Source organism: Neisseria sp. S1, assembly GCF_048060015.1.
Taxonomy (GTDB): Bacteria; Pseudomonadota; Gammaproteobacteria; order Burkholderiales; family Neisseriaceae; genus Neisseria; species Neisseria arctica.
On the sequence record NZ_JBLUPI010000015.1, the window covers coordinates 13812 to 32048 of the forward strand.

16 protein-coding genes, 1 tRNA gene and 1 pseudogene are annotated in these 18237 nt (G+C 41.2%); 5 read left to right on the top strand and 13 right to left on the bottom strand.

Features of this window, described 5'->3' with window-relative positions; translation table 11 throughout:
- Positions 1-363 precede the first annotated feature (363 nt).
- Together rsgA and truC are read right to left on the bottom strand one after the other, a co-directional pair.
- Positions 364-1230: a ribosome small subunit-dependent GTPase A gene (rsgA, locus tag ACEPPX_RS10350; RefSeq protein ID WP_047761909.1), complete on the bottom strand. Its 867-nt coding sequence runs from the start codon at positions 1228-1230 to the stop codon at positions 364-366.
- Positions 1231-1648: 418 nt separating this feature from the next.
- A complete protein-coding gene (gene truC / locus ACEPPX_RS10355) occupies positions 1649-2377 on the bottom strand; it encodes a tRNA pseudouridine(65) synthase TruC (RefSeq protein WP_416623966.1) in 729 nt (242 codons plus the stop codon).
- A 250-nt stretch (positions 2378-2627) separates the two neighbouring features.
- Between truC and ACEPPX_RS10360 the strand changes: the two genes are divergently transcribed.
- A complete protein-coding gene (locus ACEPPX_RS10360) occupies positions 2628-3878 on the top strand; it encodes a M48 family metallopeptidase (RefSeq protein ID WP_416623982.1) in 1251 nt (416 codons plus the stop codon).
- 230 nt (positions 3879-4108) lie between these two features.
- Here ACEPPX_RS10360 and ACEPPX_RS10365 read toward each other — a convergent pair.
- Positions 4109-4184, bottom strand: a tRNA-Lys gene (locus tag ACEPPX_RS10365).
- A gap of 221 nt (positions 4185-4405) precedes the next feature.
- Here ACEPPX_RS10365 and ACEPPX_RS10370 point away from each other — a divergent pair.
- Positions 4406-4660, top strand: a pseudogene (locus ACEPPX_RS10370) (hypothetical protein); the annotation flags it as partial.
- A gap of 161 nt (positions 4661-4821) precedes the next feature.
- Here the strand turns inward: ACEPPX_RS10370 and ACEPPX_RS10375 are convergent.
- The 8 genes from ACEPPX_RS10375 to ACEPPX_RS10410 form a co-directional block, all read right to left on the bottom strand.
- Positions 4822-5433, bottom strand: a complete 612-nt coding sequence (locus ACEPPX_RS10375; RefSeq protein WP_416623967.1) for a hypothetical protein — start codon at positions 5431-5433, stop codon at positions 4822-4824.
- Between the two features lie 117 nt (positions 5434-5550).
- On the bottom strand, positions 5551-6198 hold the full coding sequence (locus tag ACEPPX_RS10380) for a TIGR01621 family pseudouridine synthase (protein WP_047761926.1): 648 nt from the start codon (positions 6196-6198) through the stop codon (positions 5551-5553).
- 17 nt (positions 6199-6215) lie between these two features.
- Positions 6216-6947, bottom strand: coding sequence for a TIGR00730 family Rossman fold protein (locus tag ACEPPX_RS10385; RefSeq protein WP_416623968.1), 732 nt, complete (start codon positions 6945-6947; stop codon positions 6216-6218).
- Positions 6948-7157: 210 nt separating this feature from the next.
- The gene (locus ACEPPX_RS10390; protein ID WP_416623969.1) at positions 7158-7787 is read right to left on the bottom strand and encodes an IMPACT family protein; all 630 of its coding nucleotides are present in this window, start codon (positions 7785-7787) and stop codon (positions 7158-7160) included.
- A 485-nt stretch (positions 7788-8272) separates the two neighbouring features.
- Positions 8273-9214, bottom strand: coding sequence for an electron transfer flavoprotein subunit alpha/FixB family protein (locus ACEPPX_RS10395; RefSeq protein WP_416623970.1), 942 nt, complete (start codon positions 9212-9214; stop codon positions 8273-8275).
- 11 nt (positions 9215-9225) lie between these two features.
- Entirely contained in the window at positions 9226-9975 is a 750-nt protein-coding gene (locus tag ACEPPX_RS10400; protein ID WP_416623971.1) for an electron transfer flavoprotein subunit beta/FixA family protein, read from the bottom strand.
- A 214-nt stretch (positions 9976-10189) separates the two neighbouring features.
- A complete protein-coding gene (gene waaC, locus ACEPPX_RS10405; protein ID WP_416623972.1) occupies positions 10190-11170 on the bottom strand; it encodes a lipopolysaccharide heptosyltransferase I in 981 nt (326 codons plus the stop codon).
- 75 nt (positions 11171-11245) lie between these two features.
- Positions 11246-11881: a nicotinamidase gene (locus tag ACEPPX_RS10410; RefSeq protein WP_416623983.1), complete on the bottom strand. Its 636-nt coding sequence runs from the start codon at positions 11879-11881 to the stop codon at positions 11246-11248.
- Positions 11882-11990: 109 nt separating this feature from the next.
- Here ACEPPX_RS10410 and tsaA point away from each other — a divergent pair, with 109 nt between their 5' ends.
- Entirely contained in the window at positions 11991-12680 is a 690-nt protein-coding gene (gene tsaA, locus ACEPPX_RS10415; RefSeq protein ID WP_416623973.1) for a tRNA (N6-threonylcarbamoyladenosine(37)-N6)-methyltransferase TrmO, read from the top strand.
- 198 nt (positions 12681-12878) lie between these two features.
- Positions 12879-13442: a hypothetical protein gene (locus ACEPPX_RS10420; protein WP_416623974.1), complete on the top strand. Its 564-nt coding sequence runs from the start codon at positions 12879-12881 to the stop codon at positions 13440-13442.
- 119 nt (positions 13443-13561) lie between these two features.
- On the opposite strand, the gene gap is transcribed toward ACEPPX_RS10420, so the two are convergent.
- A complete protein-coding gene (gene gap, locus ACEPPX_RS10425; RefSeq protein WP_416623975.1) occupies positions 13562-14566 on the bottom strand; it encodes a type I glyceraldehyde-3-phosphate dehydrogenase in 1005 nt (334 codons plus the stop codon).
- Positions 14567-15043: 477 nt separating this feature from the next.
- Here gap and lpxC point away from each other — a divergent pair, with 477 nt between their 5' ends.
- Positions 15044-15961 carry a UDP-3-O-acyl-N-acetylglucosamine deacetylase gene (gene lpxC / locus ACEPPX_RS10430; RefSeq protein WP_416623976.1) on the top strand — a complete coding sequence of 306 codons (918 nt, stop codon included), beginning with the start codon at positions 15044-15046 and terminating at the stop codon, positions 15959-15961.
- Between the two features lie 79 nt (positions 15962-16040).
- On the opposite strand, the gene ggt is transcribed toward lpxC, so the two are convergent.
- Positions 16041-17813 (bottom strand): gamma-glutamyltransferase, encoded by a 1773-nt coding sequence (gene ggt / locus ACEPPX_RS10435; protein WP_416623977.1) that lies wholly within the window; start codon positions 17811-17813, stop codon positions 16041-16043.
- Positions 17814-18237 lie beyond the last annotated feature (424 nt).

The window sequence follows — 18237 nt, forward strand, 5'->3', positions numbered from 1 at the left end:
CTGTAAAACGTTTGTTGGATACCGGATTATATAGCAAATACAATTGTTTTTTGATGTAAAGCGGTATAAGCAAAAGGGGCACAATTCAATAAAATTTATTTGTGTTCGAAGATACGCGGTATTTTCAGACGGCCTCAAGCACATTAAATTTCAGAATTTGAAAAATACAGATATAAATATAGCTGGTAGAGAATCAATTTCTCTATAATGCCGTCTGATGAGAATATCGGGATATATTCCCTACATTACTAGTGATCATGCCGCCTGAACATGATATTCAAGCGGCATTTTTTCAACATAATGACAGTTTTCAGACGGCCCAATCCCTTTGCCAAAAATTTCTGCTGCCGCCCCATTTCATATCTAACGTAGCAGTTCATCAGTGATACGCTGCAAAAAAGCGACCCGTTCGGGTAAAACTTCGCCGCGCTCGGCAGCATTTTTCAGTGCGCAGTCAGGTTCGGCACGGTGGGTACAGTTATGAAAACGGCATTTTCCGGCCAAATGGCGTAAGTCGGGGAAATAGGAAATTAGATCCGTGGCTTCGAGGTGATGTAGGCCAAATTCTTGTAAGCCGGGAGAATCGATTAAGCAGGTTTCGCTGTCGATATCATAAAGCTGGGCATGTGTAGTGGTATGTCGCCCTGAATCGAGTGCAGCGGAAATTTCCCCAACGCGCGCGCGCTCGTTACCCAATAATGCATTGGTAAGCGTGGATTTACCCATGCCGCTTTGACCAAGAAAAATATTGGTATGCCCCGACAGAATAGGCTTGAGTATATCGGCATTGTTTAAAGCGCTGACTTCCACTACTTGGTAGCCCAAAGTTTCATAGAATTCAAGCTTGCGGCGCCATTGGGCCGTTTCGGGCAAATCGGCTTTATTCAATACGATAACCGGGCGGATATCGGCCGCTTCGGCGGCCAGCAAAGCACGTTGCAACAGCATTTCACTAGGGCTGGGAACTGCGGCCAATACAATCAGCAGCTGGGTTACATTGGCGGCAATAAGCTTGGTTTTCCAGCTGTCTTGGCGGTAGAGCAGGCTTTGACGCGGTAGGTAGTCTTCGATGACAACCTGTTCGGCATTTACCACAGTAATATGCACTTTATCACCGCAGGCGAAGTCAACACGCTTTTTTCGGGTAGTGGCATCAAATGTTTGGCCGGAAGCCGTGCGCACAATGTAGCGGCGGCCGTAGCTGGCGATAATTTGGGCAGTTTCAGTCATAAAATCCATCAATCGGAAAAACAGGCAGCATATCGGATATGCCGGGTAGAAATAGGGATTTTACAAGAAAGAATAATGTTATAGGTGAAAAGCTGTAATGAAGTCTTTTAAACAACCTATACAACAAAATATTTGAAATTTGCTCAGAAAAATAAGTAGCCGGCGTAATCTGTAAAAAATGATGCCGTCTGAAATTAATGTTTTCAGACGGCATCATTTTTTACATTAGGATATCAATCAAATTGCCTGAATCCATCTATGGAAATTTTTACTTTACTATTCAGTTAATTAGAAACCTATAGATTTTTTAGCTATGCCGGATTAACTCTACGCATCTTAATCGGTACATGTTTTTTTATCCGATAGACAAAATAGCAAAGCTAAAATAACACTTCATTATTTTGTATCGCCCAATGATTTAAACCTCGATATCTTCCCAGCCGAAAGCCTGCTGCAATTTACGCCAATTCTCATCCACCGGGGCATCAACCGCTACGGTTTGGTTATTGAGCGGGCTTTGCCAAACAAGCGAGCGGGCATGCAGCATCAAACGGTTAACACCTGTGTATGCGTTTACGGCACGGTTTTGGGCATTGTCGCCATATGTGGTATCGCCTACTATAGGATGGAAAATGTGCTTGAGATGGCGGCGCAACTGATGTTTTCGCCCGGTATGTGGTGTTAAAACCAACCAAGAATAGCGGGCAGTCGAATAACGTGGCGAAGCAGAAAAAGGCTGCTCTGTATCAGCCAGCACACGCCAATCTGTTACTGCAGGTTGCGCCGGTTTACCGGTATCTGCCAAAGCATCAGCTATTTTATCCAATGGCTCTTTCAAAGCATAATCGATTCGACCATTGCCAACCATTTTACCGCGGACCACCGCCCAATAAGTTTTTTGCACGGTTTTGTTTTCAAATTGCGTAGCCAGCAAATTTGCCGAAGTGCTATCAAGGGCAAACAGTAAAACGCCCGATGTAGGGCGATCAAGCCTATGTACGGGGTAAACATGCCTACCGATTTGGTCACGCAAGGTTTGCATGACAAAGCGGGTTTCATGACGGTCGAGCCAACTACGGTGCACCAGCATACCTGCCGGTTTATTAACCGCAATGCAACTTTCATCTTGATAAAGTATATCGAGCATAGCTCTTCTCCAATTAGCCCGCCCACCGTAAATAAGGCCGTCTGAAAACAGCAGATAAAAAAATGCCCTTGTATACAAGGGCCTTAAGATTCATATACTTCCCGAAACTAGAGAAGGTTTTATGAAAAGTTGCTGCGGTTATTATAAGTGCAGCCTATCGGAAAGCCAACATTTCTCCGGCAACCGCGCCGTTACTGTAGGCTTTGCGCTACAATTACACCGTTTTTTATTGAAAATGCGATACTTTATGATGAATGCCGAATCAGTTTATAAAATATTCTTGCTTTTCTTTGTTTTCTCAACTGCTTTACAGCTGTATCTTTCCGTCCGCCAAAGCCGTGCCGTATTACGCCATCGTTCAGAAGTGCCGCACGATTTCATTGAAACAGTTACCCTTGCAGAGCATCAAGTAGCCGCTGATTACACTTTGGCCAAACAACGCTTGGCACGTTATCGTATTCTTTATGACTCAATTCTATTGATGATATTCACCCTCGGCGGTGGCCTCAATACTTTAGCGGCCATCTCTGCAAAACTTTCAGACGGCCCCATCACACAAGGTGTATGGCTGATTACCTTGTTTGTTTTGATCAGCACAATATTAAGCTTACCCTTTGATGCTTATGCAACTTTCAAACTAGAAGGCCGCTTCGGCTTTAACCGTAGCACACCCGCCACATTTTTTATCGACCGCATCAAAGGGCTATTACTCGGTGCAATCATCGGCATACCCCTGCTATATGCTGCTATTTATCTGATGGGGGTGACCGGTAATTCATGGTGGTTATGGGTATGGCTGCTATGGTTGGGTTTTTCACTGTTTTTATTATGGGCATATCCAAAGTGGATTGCACCTTTATTCAATAAATTCGAACCTCTACCCGAAGGCCCTTTAAAAGCACAAATAGAAAGCCTTTTAGACCGTACCGGCTTTCAAAGTAACGGTATTTTCGTTATGGATGGTAGCCGGCGTTCAGGTCACGGCAATGCTTATTTCACCGGATTGGGAACAAACAAACGTATTGTATTTTTTGATACCTTACTCAAAGATATGCAACCCGAAGAGATTGAAGCCGTATTGGCACATGAGTTAGGCCATTTCAAGCACCACCACATTATCCGGCAAATGATTGTCAACTTTGTATTAGCTTTAGGTGTATTGTTTATACTCGGCCAACTAATGCCCCATGTGGCTTTTTATCAAGGATTAGGCGTATCCTACCCCAGCCATGCAATGGGTCTTTTACTCTTTATGCTCATATTGCCGGTGTTCACTTTTCCATTTTCACCACTTTCAAGCCTTATATCACGAAAAAACGAATTTCAAGCCGACCGTTTTGCCGCCGAAGCTTCATCTGCACATCATCTGATTCAAGCCCTCACCAAACTGTATCGAAGCAATGCTTCCAGTTTGGTATCTGATAAATGGTATGAACGCTTTTATGCCTCTCATCCGAGTGCGAGCGAGCGTATTTCCGCTTTAAAAAGAGTATCTGAATAATTTCAAATATTAAAAAAAGCGCTACGGATATTCCGTGCGCTTTTTACTTTGGCCAAGAGCAAAAACTACCCTCAAAATAGAAAAAGGTCTATAAACCTTACCTATCATAAATTTAATTTGAATTTGTATCTATAAATTATAACTTTTTATGAAACAGGTACTTAAATCAAATTTAAAGCATTCAATAAAAATAACAAAGGCCAAGCAATTTTCAGCTTAGCCTTTTAAGCTGGTGGGTCGTGAAGGATTCGAACCTTCGACCAACGGATTAAAAGTCCGCTGCTCTACCAGCTGAGCTAACGACCCTAAGGAAATTAATTTTATTGCATATAATATAATCTTGTCAAGAAATTTATAAAAACTTTCCTTATTTTTATAATTGAAAACGCCAGATAATTTTTCACTGATAAGACAACTATATGCTATGATTTTAAAGCGAACAGATTTTTCTTAAGCAAGCCTTGATTCAATCACTGCTGTTAAAAAAACTGCCGCTGACTTATGACTATATTTTAAGGATAACCCAAATGAAAAAATTTTTGACTGCCGCATTTATGGTTGCTGCTTTGGCGGCCTGCTCGCACGAAGCCAAACAAGAAACCAAAGAAGCTGCGCAAGCAGTTGCTTCTGACGTTAAAGAAGCCCAAGAAAATGCTGCTTCTGCTGTTGGTGCCGCTACTGAAGCCGCAAAAGAAGCCGGAGTTCAAGCTGCCGATGCAACCAAAGATGCAGCAGCTGATGCAGTAGCTGCCGCGAAAGAAGCTGCTGAAAAAGCTAAAGAAGTAACTAAATAAATTTAGTTTTTAGCAAAAAAGCGCCGCCCAAATATAGGCGGCTTTTAATTTTTATTCTTACTCTCGGAATAGCTGAAACCCTTCTTTAAAAATTTCTTAAACTGTATCAACACTACTTAAAACTTCTAACCACTCACAATAATAAAAAATTATCGATTCATTTCGCTTTCAATTGCACGAATATTAGCTTCTCGGTCAAGTATTTGCTGTTTCAGTTGCTGTACACGGGCTGTTGCACCTTTACGTTTTGCTACATTTAACTGAGCCTGAGCCCTAATTAAAGCTGCTTTTTCGTTGCGAACTTCACTTTGTAAAATTTGTTTTCGGCTTAATTGAGGTTTTGGAGATGGAGCTGCAATAATTGGTGCAGACTGCCTTACTGGACGGCCATTTCGTGTAGTAGCCTGAGTTTTTTGGCCGCGTAGTTTTACATTAACTTTCGGATTTGCCGCTTCTGCTGTGTTGGTTATCGTGGTATCACGTGTAGAAGGAATAATTTTAATATCATTATAGCTACCGAATTGCTCGGACTCCCAAATTTTACCAATGGGATCTGCTACGGGCTCTGATGCTGCATTTGCTTGAACCCCTAAGTGATCACTTATGCCATCCATTTGAGAAACAGTACAACTATTATTTAACTTTTCGGTACTAAAAACAGCTTTTTCATCCAAACGGCAAATATAAGTTGCTGAAAAAACCGGGGTACATAATCCCAATAAAATACTAGTTGTAATCCATCTGTGAAAATAAAATTTCATATAATTTTAAACGAATATAATTTGCTCAGATTATAACGGTGACTGATGTTAATTTGGGTTTGAATGGTTAAACGGTGTTCTAGAACAGAAAAAATGACAATATATACAGCATTTGTATTATTCAATTCCCAACCCGCTGAGCAAATTTGCCATTGCTTCGGGCCAATCACTATCCCAAGGAGCATATATAAAATATGTTTGTCCAAGATATTCAAATTTAAGCCGCCAAGCATGCAAAAATAACCGCTTGGAGGACGCTCCTCCATATAATGTATCACCTAAAATAGGGCTACCCAAGCTTTTCATAGCTACCCTGAGCTGATGGGTTTTACCTGTTTTAGGATACAATACAAATAAACGCAAACCAGGGGAAACGGATCTACTACAAAAATGAGTAACTGCAGGATTATAATGACTGCGTATTAATTTCCACGTACTGCGGCGGGATTTTTCCATATCCCCCTTTACCCAGCCCTGCTTTTTAATAGGTTTTCCAGTACTAAGCGCTAAGTATGTTTTTTGTATATGCCTAAGCGCAAATTGTTCTGCCAATAACGAAGCAGCCTTTTTATTAAGTGCCAACAATAATACGCCACTGGTTGTTTTGTCCAAACGGTGTACCAACCAAATACGAGGGACCCCTATCTGCGCTGCCAATCTTGTGGTCAACCCAACCTCAGTATCTTCACTTTGATGAACAGCAATACCAATTGGTTTATTAATCGCAATAAAATCAGTATGCCTATATAAAACTTCAAACTCCATTTCAGACAACCATAATACTATAGACCAAGCGACCAAGCATTATCACTCGGCATACACAATTCTTCGCTACTACAATCTAGATGATTAAAAATATAAGAAACAATTTCATCTTCATTATCTAAAATTTTCAACAGTTTCAAATCCTGCGGTGAAATCAAGCCTCTACCCAATAGTTGCTCTTCAATCCAGGCCATCATTCCTTGCCAAAATGATTTACCTACTAAAATAATCGGGCGATTAGGAATTTTACCGGTTTGAACCAAAGTAAGACTTTCAAACAATTCATCCAATGTTCCAAAACCGCCGGGCATTACCACATAGGCTATGGCATGTTTCACAAACATGACTTTACGTGGGAAAAAATGTTGAAATTTAATTGATAGGTCTTGATACGGGTTACCATGCTGTTCGTGTGGTAATACAATGTTCAAGCCGACAGCTGCACTTTTTCCGGCAAATGCACCTTTGTTTGCAGCCTCCATGATACCCGGCCCACCGCCTGAAATTACCGAAAAACCAGCATCCGAAAGCTTTCTTGCTAAAGTCTCCGTAAATAAATAATCAGGATGTTCGGGTTTGATACGGGCACTACCGTAAATACTTACTGCCGGTTGAATTGCTCGAAGCTCTTCACCTGCTTCGACAAATTCGGAAATAATCTTTAAAACATGATAAGACTCCCGCGCTTGTACCTCACGGCGAATTTCTTCCGGCAATTTTGGATTAGGTAGTTTTTGATTCAAACTCATGCAGATTATCTCCGTTATACAACAATTTTAATTACTGCTTATTGTAACGGAGAACCTCTCTAGCGAAATAAAATTTTTACAACTGATATAAATTTCTAAATATTTGATTCAATGAGATTGAAAGTAATAATGCCGTCTGAAACTTTAGAATAGTATCAAGAAAAGCTCATTTTTCTATCCGTATAATGGAAATATATTATTTCGCCTTTTTTAATTATGCTTATTGGTATTTCCATCAGATATAGTTTTAATATCTATCATTCTTGTATGTTCCCAAGCTTCAATACAGGCTTGATAATAAGCGAGAGGCACTCTAACAGTAAGCCGGCAATCCAATTGCAAGTCTTGCATGATAATATTGGCCTGATACTGTTTACCAATACGGATTGCTTCATTCAAATATGCGTAATCACATCTTAGCCATACTGTTTTTTCAATATTTTTTTCAATAATTGCACCTACTGACAAAGCCTCTGCAGTAGCGGTTTTATAAGCATGTATTAACCCGGGTACGCCTAACAATGTGCCACCAAAATAGCGAACCACAACCACTAAAATATCTGTTAGACCCGCCGAATCAATTTGGCCCAAAATAGGGCGGCCTGCACTGCCGGAAGGTTCACCATCATCATTGGCTCGAAACTGCATGCCATCAGTTCCAATACGCCAAGCAAAACACCAATGACGGGCTTTATGGTGCTCTTGTTTCAATAGCTCAATATAAGCTTTTACTTCATCAGCACTCTGAATCGGATAAGCAAATGCAATAAAACGGCTACCCTTATCTTTAAATTCAGCTTTTACCGGAGCAGCTAAAGTACGGTAAGTTGTTACTTCCATCTCTGTATCCTAAATAATTTATCCACTGTTTCCACTTAATAAATATGGATTAAATTTCAAATTAAAAACTAATTTAAAATCTAAAAATTATGGCATAACCAAATGCTAACAATATGATTATTATTTATTTTAGATCAATCATACTCATATATTTACTAGGGTGAATACCTTAGATTATAGTTATGCCTTAGGCTTAATAATAATTATCTACAAACTTATCCACAGAATTATTGCAATATTTTTATTATTTTTAAGATAAACTAACCAGTGTTTCACGTGAAACAAATCATAATTTACCTAATTTATGGTCTATACTGATGTGTAATTAGGTTTTTATATTTGTTTTTAGCAATACTAAGCAATATCTAATAATAATCCGCCTTACCGATTATTTATAACCGATAAGGCGGATAAGACTTAAATATTGAATAAACTAATGTTCGGAAAAATTATACCAAAGCAGGTAATTTATAAATATATCCGAATTATGATTGCTGTTTTAAAGCCGTTGTTAATTGAGGTACTGCTTCAAAAAGATCTGCTACTAATCCATAATCGGCCACATTAAAAATTGGTGCATCCGGATCTTTATTGATAGCAACAATAACTTTACTATCCTGCATACCGGCAATATGTTGGATAGCACCTGAAATACCAACAGCAATATATAACTCCGGCGCAACTACTTTACCGGTTTGGCCAACTTGATAATCATTTGGTGCATATTCCGCATCAACAGCAGCACGTGAAGCACCTATAGCAGCACCTAAAACATCAGCTAAAGGTTCTAATATGGCCTTGAATTGCTCGGCACTTCCTAATGCACGCCCCCCGGAAACAATTACCTTTGCTTGGGTAAGCTCAGGGCGATCAAACTTTGTCAATTCGCGCTTAACAAAACGGCTCAGATTTTGTGCGGGCGTAACTTCAACTACTTCTACAACAGCTGAACCGCCATTAGCAACCACCGCTTCAAATGCGGTAGCACGGATAGTCAAAACTTGCTTAGATTGATTACTTCTTACCGTTTTAAATACATTACCTGCATAAATCGGGCGAATAAATGTCTGACTATCAATAATCTCGGTTAAATCAGAAATCTGCTGTACATCTAATAAAGCAGCTACGCGGGGCATTAAGTTTTTACCAAATGCGCTGGCAGCTGTTGCAATATGGCTGTAATTTTCAGCCAAACGCACAACCAAAGGTGCCAATTCCTCAGCCAAACCTTCAGCATAATGCACCGCATCAGCCAATAATACTTTATTTACCCCTTGAATATTTTTTGCTTGATCAGCTACTGCCGCAATATGGTTACCTGCAACTAATATATCAACCAAACCTAATTTGGTAGCAGCACCAACAGCATGCAAAGTAGAAGGATTTAATTGTCGGCCATCATGTTCGGCAATAATCAATACACTCATTTCGCTCTCCATTAAATTACTTTGGCCTGATTTTTTAGTTTTTCCACCAATTCTGCCACATTGGCAACTTTAATACCTGCTTGTCGGGCTTTAGGCTCCGCATACGCCACTGCTTCACAACGCAAAGCCGTATCTACGCCCAATTCGGCAGGTGTAGCTTTTTCTAACGGCTTTTTCTTAGCCTGCATCAGATTAGGTAATTTAACAAAGCGCGGTTCGTTCAAGCGTAAATCAGTGCTAATTACGGCTGGCAATTTTAAAGCTAATGTTTCTTCACCGCCATCAATCTCTCGGGTAACCAACACTTCTTGAGTATCTAACTCTACTTTGCTGGCAAAAGTGGCCTGTGGTAAATTCATCAAGGCAGCCAACATTTGAGCCGTCTGATTAGCATCGTCGTCAATTGCCTGTTTCCCTAACAACAACAAATGGGGCTGCTCTTTTTCTGCAACCGCCTTCAACAGCTTGGCAACAGTCAGGGGCTCAAGAAAAGCATCGGTTTCCACATGTACGGCACGATCCGCGCCCATAGCTAAAGCCGTACGCAAAGTATCTTCACATTTTTTCTCACCGAGAGAAACAGCTACAATCTCACTGATTTTGCCGGCTTCTTTCAAGCGTACAGCTTCTTCTACGGCGATTTCATCAAACGGATTCATAGACATTTTTACATTACCGATATCCACATCCGAACCATCTGTTTTTACACGTACTTTAACGTTGTAATCGACAACACGTTTTACTGCTACCAATGCTTTCATGCATTCTCCTCGCGCCGTTAAAATCCGGCTGTCTGCAAAATACGCTTTACTTGTTTAGCAAAGCTGTGATTTCTATTTACTGCCCGTTTCAAATCAACATCCGATTGTTTTCAGACGGCTTTAGATATTCTTTCGTGCAGCTGCTATCCATTAAATTTTAATGTTTTACGGCAAACCGTAACATGTTAGATTTCAGTGCGCATTCATACAGAATCTAAACTATTTCTGCATCATGCTTGGCTTTTACACAATTTTTTAAGACTTGCAATACCATATCAGGATTCGGAATTTGTCCAACACCCCCTAAATTACATGCCCAAGGCGATGGTTGAACTCCTGTTTTGTGTGGGTCAGTATCAGTATAAATTCCGACCACGGGTTTATTTAAAGCATCTGCCAAATGTAATAAACCTGTATCTACACCGATAACGCCTTCTGCTTTATCCAAGAGCCACGCGGCTTGTAACAAATTCAGCTTCGGGCAGACAACTGCAAACGGCAATTCCACAGCCATAGCCTCCGCACGTGCTTTTTCAGCGCTATTCCCCCAGGGTAGATAAATTACACATCCGCTTTCATCATGCAATGCCTTTAATAAAGTCAACCAGTGCGGTTGCGGCCATAATTTGCTATCTCTGCTGGTAGCATGCAGCGCTACATAATATTGAGAGGGCAAATCGTTCAAACATCCTGCCTGCGGCACCTGTAAGCCGAAAGATAACTGTTGTGGCAAGTTGTAGCCAAACACTTTGGCAAACAATACACGGTTACGCCAAACGGCATTTTCACCTTTTCGAACGGAGAAGCCTTGATTATACAACAAAGCCGCCCAACGTTCGCGGGCACTATTAAAATCCAAACCCTTTATCGGCGCATTGGCCATACGGGCAAATAAAGCGCTTTTCAACAAGCCTTGGCTATCAAGTACAAAATCGTAGTGCTCCTGCCGCAGAATTTCACAAAGCTCTTTAATTTCTCGAAAAGTTTGCTTTTCACCAAGGTGTTTTCGCCAATACCGCCAACGCATTTCATGCACTTTAGCTACAAAAGGATGCAAACGTGCAATATCCGCAAAACCTGCCTCACTTAACCAATGCAACTCGGCTTCAGGATGAAAACGGCGTAAATCCTCTACTGCAGGTAAAGTATGAATCAAATCACCCATACTCGACAAACGTACCAGTAGAATTTTCATTTGAAATTTGCCCTTCACCATACCGTTTTCAGACGGCCTATGTTTGATTAGTGTTTCACGTGAAACATTTATAAATTACTGATTTAAAATATTATTTTCAATTTCTGCAGTATTTTGGAAAATTTTGGCACCGGCATTTTTCATCTCTTCCCACGCTTGTGCCACCGTATCGGCAGCAATCCCGCGACAAGCGGCTGCATTCACCCATACTTGCCATTTTCCACCTTTTAATAGTTGTAAAACTGTTGTTTTAACACAATAATCCGTAGCCAAACCACCCACAATAACTACATCGGTTTGTTTACTGTGCAGCCACTCTAAAAGGCCTGTACTCAATCTTTCCTCAATATCATGAAAACATGCACCGTAAGGGTGTAGAGCCGGATCGACTCCTTTCCATATGCAATAATCATAACCATTGATATCAGGCAAACCGTCGAGCAGCTCAAAACCCCGAGTGCCTACAATCGCATGCGATACCCAAGTGATATCCGCATTGGGCAAACCTGTAGGCTGCAACATTTCAGCCTGGCTATCTACCAACCAAAGAGCATACGGGCTATGCGCATCTTTGCTCATCACACGAAAGTCAGCTAATCCCGCTTGGGCATTAAGCTCTGCAACGATTCCATCTCCACCGGTTACCGGCAACTCGGTCGGACATAAAGGTGTAAAGGTTTTTTGTGCATCAACATCAATAGATACAATCACCACGGCAAGCTGCTCCAGATTTTGCACATAAGGTCTGCATTATAACAAAATGCCGTCTGAAACCGATGCGCAATGCTACAATTAACCGTTTTTTATAAAAAGTATCCTTATGCAGCATATTATCCACAGTATAGCCATCGCCCGTTCTCCTTACCGCCAAAAATTCGGTGTGGCCCGCCAGCCGGGTTTAGTACCCGCCGCAGAAATCCGCATTGAATTAAATCCTGAGTTTACTGCCGACAGCATCCGCGGATTAGATGAATTTGATTATGTGTGGATAAGTTTTATTTTCCACGGAGTAATAGAGGAAGGTTGGTCGCAGCTGGTTCGCCCTCCACGCTTGGGCGGGAAACAAAAAATGGGGGTTTTTGCTACCCGTAGCCCCCATCGTCCGAACCATCTGGGTTTATCGTTATTAAAATTAGAACGTATTGATACACAAAACGGTATAAGCCTCATTTGCAGTGGCGGTGATTTGCTGGACGGCACCCCGATAGTCGACATCAAACCATATATTCCTTTTGTCGAAGCCAAGCCTAATGCCACAAGCGGGTTTGTAACAGGAAAACCGGAGGAACTATCAGTAAGTTGGCAAGCTGATTGTGGTGCCGAAATACTATCCGAACATGAGAAAATCCTTATCAGCCAATCGATTGCCCAAGATCCACGCCCGGCCTACCAAGATATTCCTGAGCGGATTTATGTGATGGCTGTTGCAGGGTATGAAGTAAAATTTCAGATACAGGGGAATCATGCAATAATAATTGCTGTTGTATCTGAAATAAACCAACTTATCTAATTTCAAAAAATTAACTGTTAATCATGGGAAATACGATAATGGATTTAAAAAAGCAATATAGCTGGCTTCTTGATTTCAATGGTTATGACGGTGGTGATATTAGTTCGCCTGACAAACCTTCAGTATGAATATGCGGTATTGAATGGGGAGGTGGAGATAACGTTGAAACACTGAGAAAAATGGTCGCACATCCATACGATGATAACCCCCCATTTTGGTTACAGTGATAAGGAAATCAAGCTCCAATATGGTTTTAACATCAGTATTTGTCAATTACCGGCCGCATTTAATGGCCGGCAAGTGTCAGACTATCAAACTTTCGCTAGAGAGATTCAACCATTTGTTAAAAATGCCAACTCAGGCTATTACAAAATCAATTTGTATCCCATTGCCTTTCAAAGTACCGATGTCTCATTATGGCAGGACGAATTTTCTGAAATTCCAGACTTTCAAAATAAAAACGAATACATTAATTTTTGCCGTAAATACCGTTTTATAGAAATGAATCGTTGGGTAGAAACTTATCGGCCACGCCTAATCATTTGCTTTGGAAAAAGTTACAGTTATGATTTCAATTTAGCTTTTTCAGACGGCTTTTGTAGCTTCAAAGAAGAAATTATTGAAAGCCACGTGCTGCAATGGAAAAGAAACGAAAACGGCACCATAGTAGCCGTATTACCATTTCCAAGTGGTGTAAGTAGTTTAAACAGTCACCTAGTGCTCCAATTATTCGGGGAGAGATTAATAGAGTTATTAATATAATAATATACTTTAATATAATTGATTGAAAATAATAAAAGGCCGTCTGAAATATTTTTTCAGACGGCCTTTCCGTATATCGGTTGTTATTCTGTAAATTCTATGTGAAGCGTAAACCGATATTACTTAATCAAAGCAGCAAAATATTTCAATGTACGTACTAACTGGCAAGTATACGACATTTCATTGTCATACCATGCTACTGTTTTCACCAACTGTTTATCGCCTACACTGACGATTTTGGTTTGCGTAGCATCAAACAACGAACCGTATTCGATTCCGATAATATCGGAAGACACCAACTCTTCTTCGGTATAACCATATGATTCGTTGGCAGCCGCTTTCATGGCTGCGTTTACTTCTTCCACCGTTACCGGTTTTTCCAATACGGTTACCAATTCGGTTAAAGAGCCTGTAGCTACAGGTACGCGCTGGGCCGAACCATCCAATTTGCCTTTCAATTCAGGAATAACCAAGCCGATAGCTTTGGCAGCTCCTGTACTGTTAGGCACAATATTTTGTGCGGCTGCACGGGCACGACGGAAATCTCCTTTGCGGTGGGGCGCATCCAATGTATTTTGATCGCCCGTATAAGCATGAATAGTCGTCATCAAGCCTTCAACGATGCCAAATTGTTTTTGTAAAACGGCAGCCATCGGAGCCAAACAGTTTGTGGTGCAGGAAGCAGCTGAAATTACAGTTTCGCTACCGTCCAAAATATCTTCATTCACACCGTATACCACGGTTTTCACATCACCGCCGGGAGCGGAAATCACTACTTTTTTCGCACCTGCAACCAAATGTTTGCCCGCTTTTTCTTGGCTGGTGAAAAAGCCGGTACATTCCAATACCACGTCAATACCTAATTCACCCCAAGGTAATTCTTCGGGATTAGCATTAGCAAATACTTTGATTTCTTGTCCGTTTACTACAATGGCATTATCTTTTAATTCTGCGGTACCTTGAAAACGGCCTTGTGTAGTGTCGTATTTGAAAAGGTGCAACAGCATATCGGCCGGAGTCAGATCATTTACGGCAACAACTTCAATACCTTCGGTTTTGATAATTTGGCGCAATGCCAAACGGCCGATACGGCCAAAACCGTTGATCGCAACTTTTATACTCATGTTTTACTCCTGAAAATATGGACTGATACAGAAATTTGAGATTTAGTGTTTGATTTTTACCATGAAATAAAATTACTACCTAGGGCTACTTTGTATTTTTTTGTTAAAGCCGCTTTGCAAATTAGATAAGTTTGATTTTTGCTAAATGTGTTTAAACATTTAATCTGATTTTTATATATAAAAAGATAATATTGGATGAATACTTACGTGTCTTGTGTATAAACTGCTTTTTACATGAAAAAACAAAAACCTGTCTTTCATGAAGGTTTTTGGATAAGGCTGTCTGAAAGCGGTGGACAAATGTGGATAATTTTGCACTTTTGATAAATTATGTGGATAAGATAAAGGTTATTCAGTGTTTTTGAGCGTGTTTCCGAATGTGATAAGTAAATACTATTAAAAACAGTATATAGTTGTTCTGTTTTTATCGTATGATAAGGCCGTCTGAAATATTTAAGCGATTAAAAAGGAACAACCATGTTGCAACGAACCCTTGCCAAATCGGTTAGTGTGACCGGAGTTGGCCTGCATTCGGGCGAGCGCGTGGCGCTGACCCTCCATCCCGCTCCTGAAAACAGCGGTATTTCGTTCCGCCGTACTGATTTAAACGGTGTTCAAGGCGAAGTGATTGCTTTAAGCCCTTATCTGATTAACGATACACGCCTATCTTCTACCGTGGTTACCGAACACGGTGTACGCGTAGGTACGATCGAACATATTATGTCGGCATTGGCTGCCTATGGTGTGGACAACGCTCTGATTGAACTGAATGCGCCTGAAATTCCGATTATGGACGGCTCCAGTCTGCCATTTATCTACCTGCTTCAAGATGCGGGCATCATAGATCAAAAAGCACAAAAACGGTTTTTGAAAATTCTCAAACCGGTGGAAGTAAAGGAAACCGGAAAATGGGTACGCTTCACACCTTACGATGGTTTTAAAGTAACTTTGACGATTGAATTCGACCACCCGGTTTTTAACCGCAGTAATCCGACATTTGAAATCGATTTTGCTAATAAATCTTATATAGATGAAATCGCCCGTGCCCGCACATTCGGTTTTATGCAGGAAGTCGAAATGATGCGCTCACATAATCTTGGTTTGGGCGGCAATCTTTCCAATGCGATTGTGATTGACGATACCGATGTACTGAATCCCGAAGGATTACGCTATTCCGATGAATTTGTACGTCATAAAATTTTGGATGCCATCGGTGATTTGTACATTCTCGGCCATCCCATTATCGGTGCTTTCGAAGGTTATAAATCGGGCCATGCCATTAATAATGCGTTGTTGCGGGCGGTATTGGCAGACGAAACTGCTTACGAATGGGTAGAATTTGCCGATGATGAAGATTTACCACCGGCATTTCACGGTTTGCCGAATGCGGCTTAAACGATATTTATGTTATAAGAAAACGCCGTCTGAACATATTTCAGACGGCGTTTATTATTATCAACGGAAATTCTGTAACTTATTCACCCATTACTTTTCCTTCCCGGCGCGGATCGGCACCGCCTTCCAAACCGGTTTTATGGATAACGATACCTTGAACACCGGAATTTAAATCACGCACTTGTACTTTATATCCCAAACCACCCAAGGCATCAGCCAAATTAGCCGCAGAAGTTTTTTCTTCCAATTCGTAAGTGCTGCCACGGTTGAGCATATTGGGTAGATTAATTGCTTGTTGGATATCCATACCCCAATCAAGATGAGCTACCAAGGTTTTGGCAACATAGCCGATAATACGGCTACCGCCGGGAGAACCTACCGCTAAGTAAGGTTCGCCGTTTTTCATCACGATAGTAGGTGACATTGAAGAACGCGGACGTTTGCCCGCCGCTACGCTGTTGGCTACGGTTTTACCCTTGTCATCAGCAGGATTAAAAGCAAAATCAGTTAATTCATTGTTGAGTAAATAACCGTTTGCCATCAATGTCGAACCAAAAGCATTTTCGATCGAAGTCGTCATCGATACCACATTACCTTCTTTATCCACAATCACTAAATGACTGGTCGAAGGCAGCTCGACAGCTTTACCGCGGCTGTATGATTGCGGTTGTGTGAATACGCCTGCAGATACGCTTTCCAAAGCTTTATCTCCAGCAGCGATATTTTGTGCACGCTGTTTCAAATAAGCCGAATCCAGCATAGATTTCACCGGTACGCTGACAAAATCCGGATCCGCCACATAATAATCGCGGTCGGCAAATGCCACACGGGAAGCTTCGCCCAACCAACGCCAGCTTTGAATATCGGCAGCACCCGAAGCCTTCATATCATAATTTTGCAAAATACCGAAAATCTGAGCCAAAGCCAGGCCGCCTGAAGAAGGTGCGCCCATACCGCAAATTTCGTATTCACGATAAGGCTTACATACTGGTTTGCGTTCGATAACACGATACTTTTTAAAATCCGCCAGCGCTAATTTTCCCGGATTATCTGTTGCCGAAGTTACCGTTTTAACAATATTTTTTGCCAAAACACCATTATAAAAAGGCGCGCTGCCTTCTTTGGCCAACAAACGCACACTTTTGGCAAATTCAGGGTTTTTCAACAAAGTACCAGTTTCCAAAGGCTTGCCTTCGGGTAGAAAATAAGCTGCCGTAGCCGGATAACGGCTCAAGTATTGTTGGTTTTGCTTAATCGATTCGCTCATACGGGGTGAAACAGCAAAACCTTCTTCGGCCAATTTTACCGGATAATCAAATAAGTCCGCCCATGCCAGTTTGCCGTAACGCTTATGTACGTCTTCCATTAATTTCGGAATACCGGGCGTACCAACCGAACGACCGCCTACCACCGCATCCATAAACTGCAAAGGTTTACCTTGAGCATCTAAAAACAATTGCGGCGTAGCTGCTTGCGGCGCAGTTTCACGCGCATCAAAAGTGGTCAGTTTTTTGGTACGGTTATCCCAATACACCAAAAAAGCCCCGCCGCCCAAACCGGATGATTGCGGTTCGACCAAACTCAATGTGGTTTGCATGGCAATCATTGCATCAATCGCACTACCGCCACGCTTCAATACATCATAGCCTGCTTGCGTAGCCAAGGGATTGGCTGAAGCCGCCATAAAATCTTTGGCTTTGACCAAAGTCTGGTCGGTTAACCCCGTACTCCGCTCGGGCGCATGATCACCTGTGTCGGCAGTATGCTTTCCAACCGGCGGTTGAGGTGCGGCACAAGCTGCCAGAAATAAAGATACCGATAAAACCGATAATGCAGTTAATTGTTTTTTCACGACTTTTCTCACTTTGTATTAGGGTAGGCATGCAGTCACTTAAAACGGTTAATTTCAAATGTCGCACCTTGGGATTAATCAAAACCACAACTGTATATAGTCTCAAAATTATACACAGTTAAAAATATTATAGTTAAATCTATCCACAATATTCCACAAGTAAAACACACATCTACGGATACTTTTTCCCGTCTTTTTCAGATGGCCCAAGGTAATGAAAAAAATGATAAAAAACAGATTATCCACAGGCATCGGCATCTATCATAATCATCAAAATCCGTTTTTATAAAAAATTATATATTTAAATTGTTAATCCTCCGATCCAAAAAAACAGGCTCAAAAAGCCTTTTAAGCCCTAATTTGCCATCTGGAAATTATGTATTTGATTTTATGCTAGAATGCGGGTTTGCTTTTTCAGGCCCTA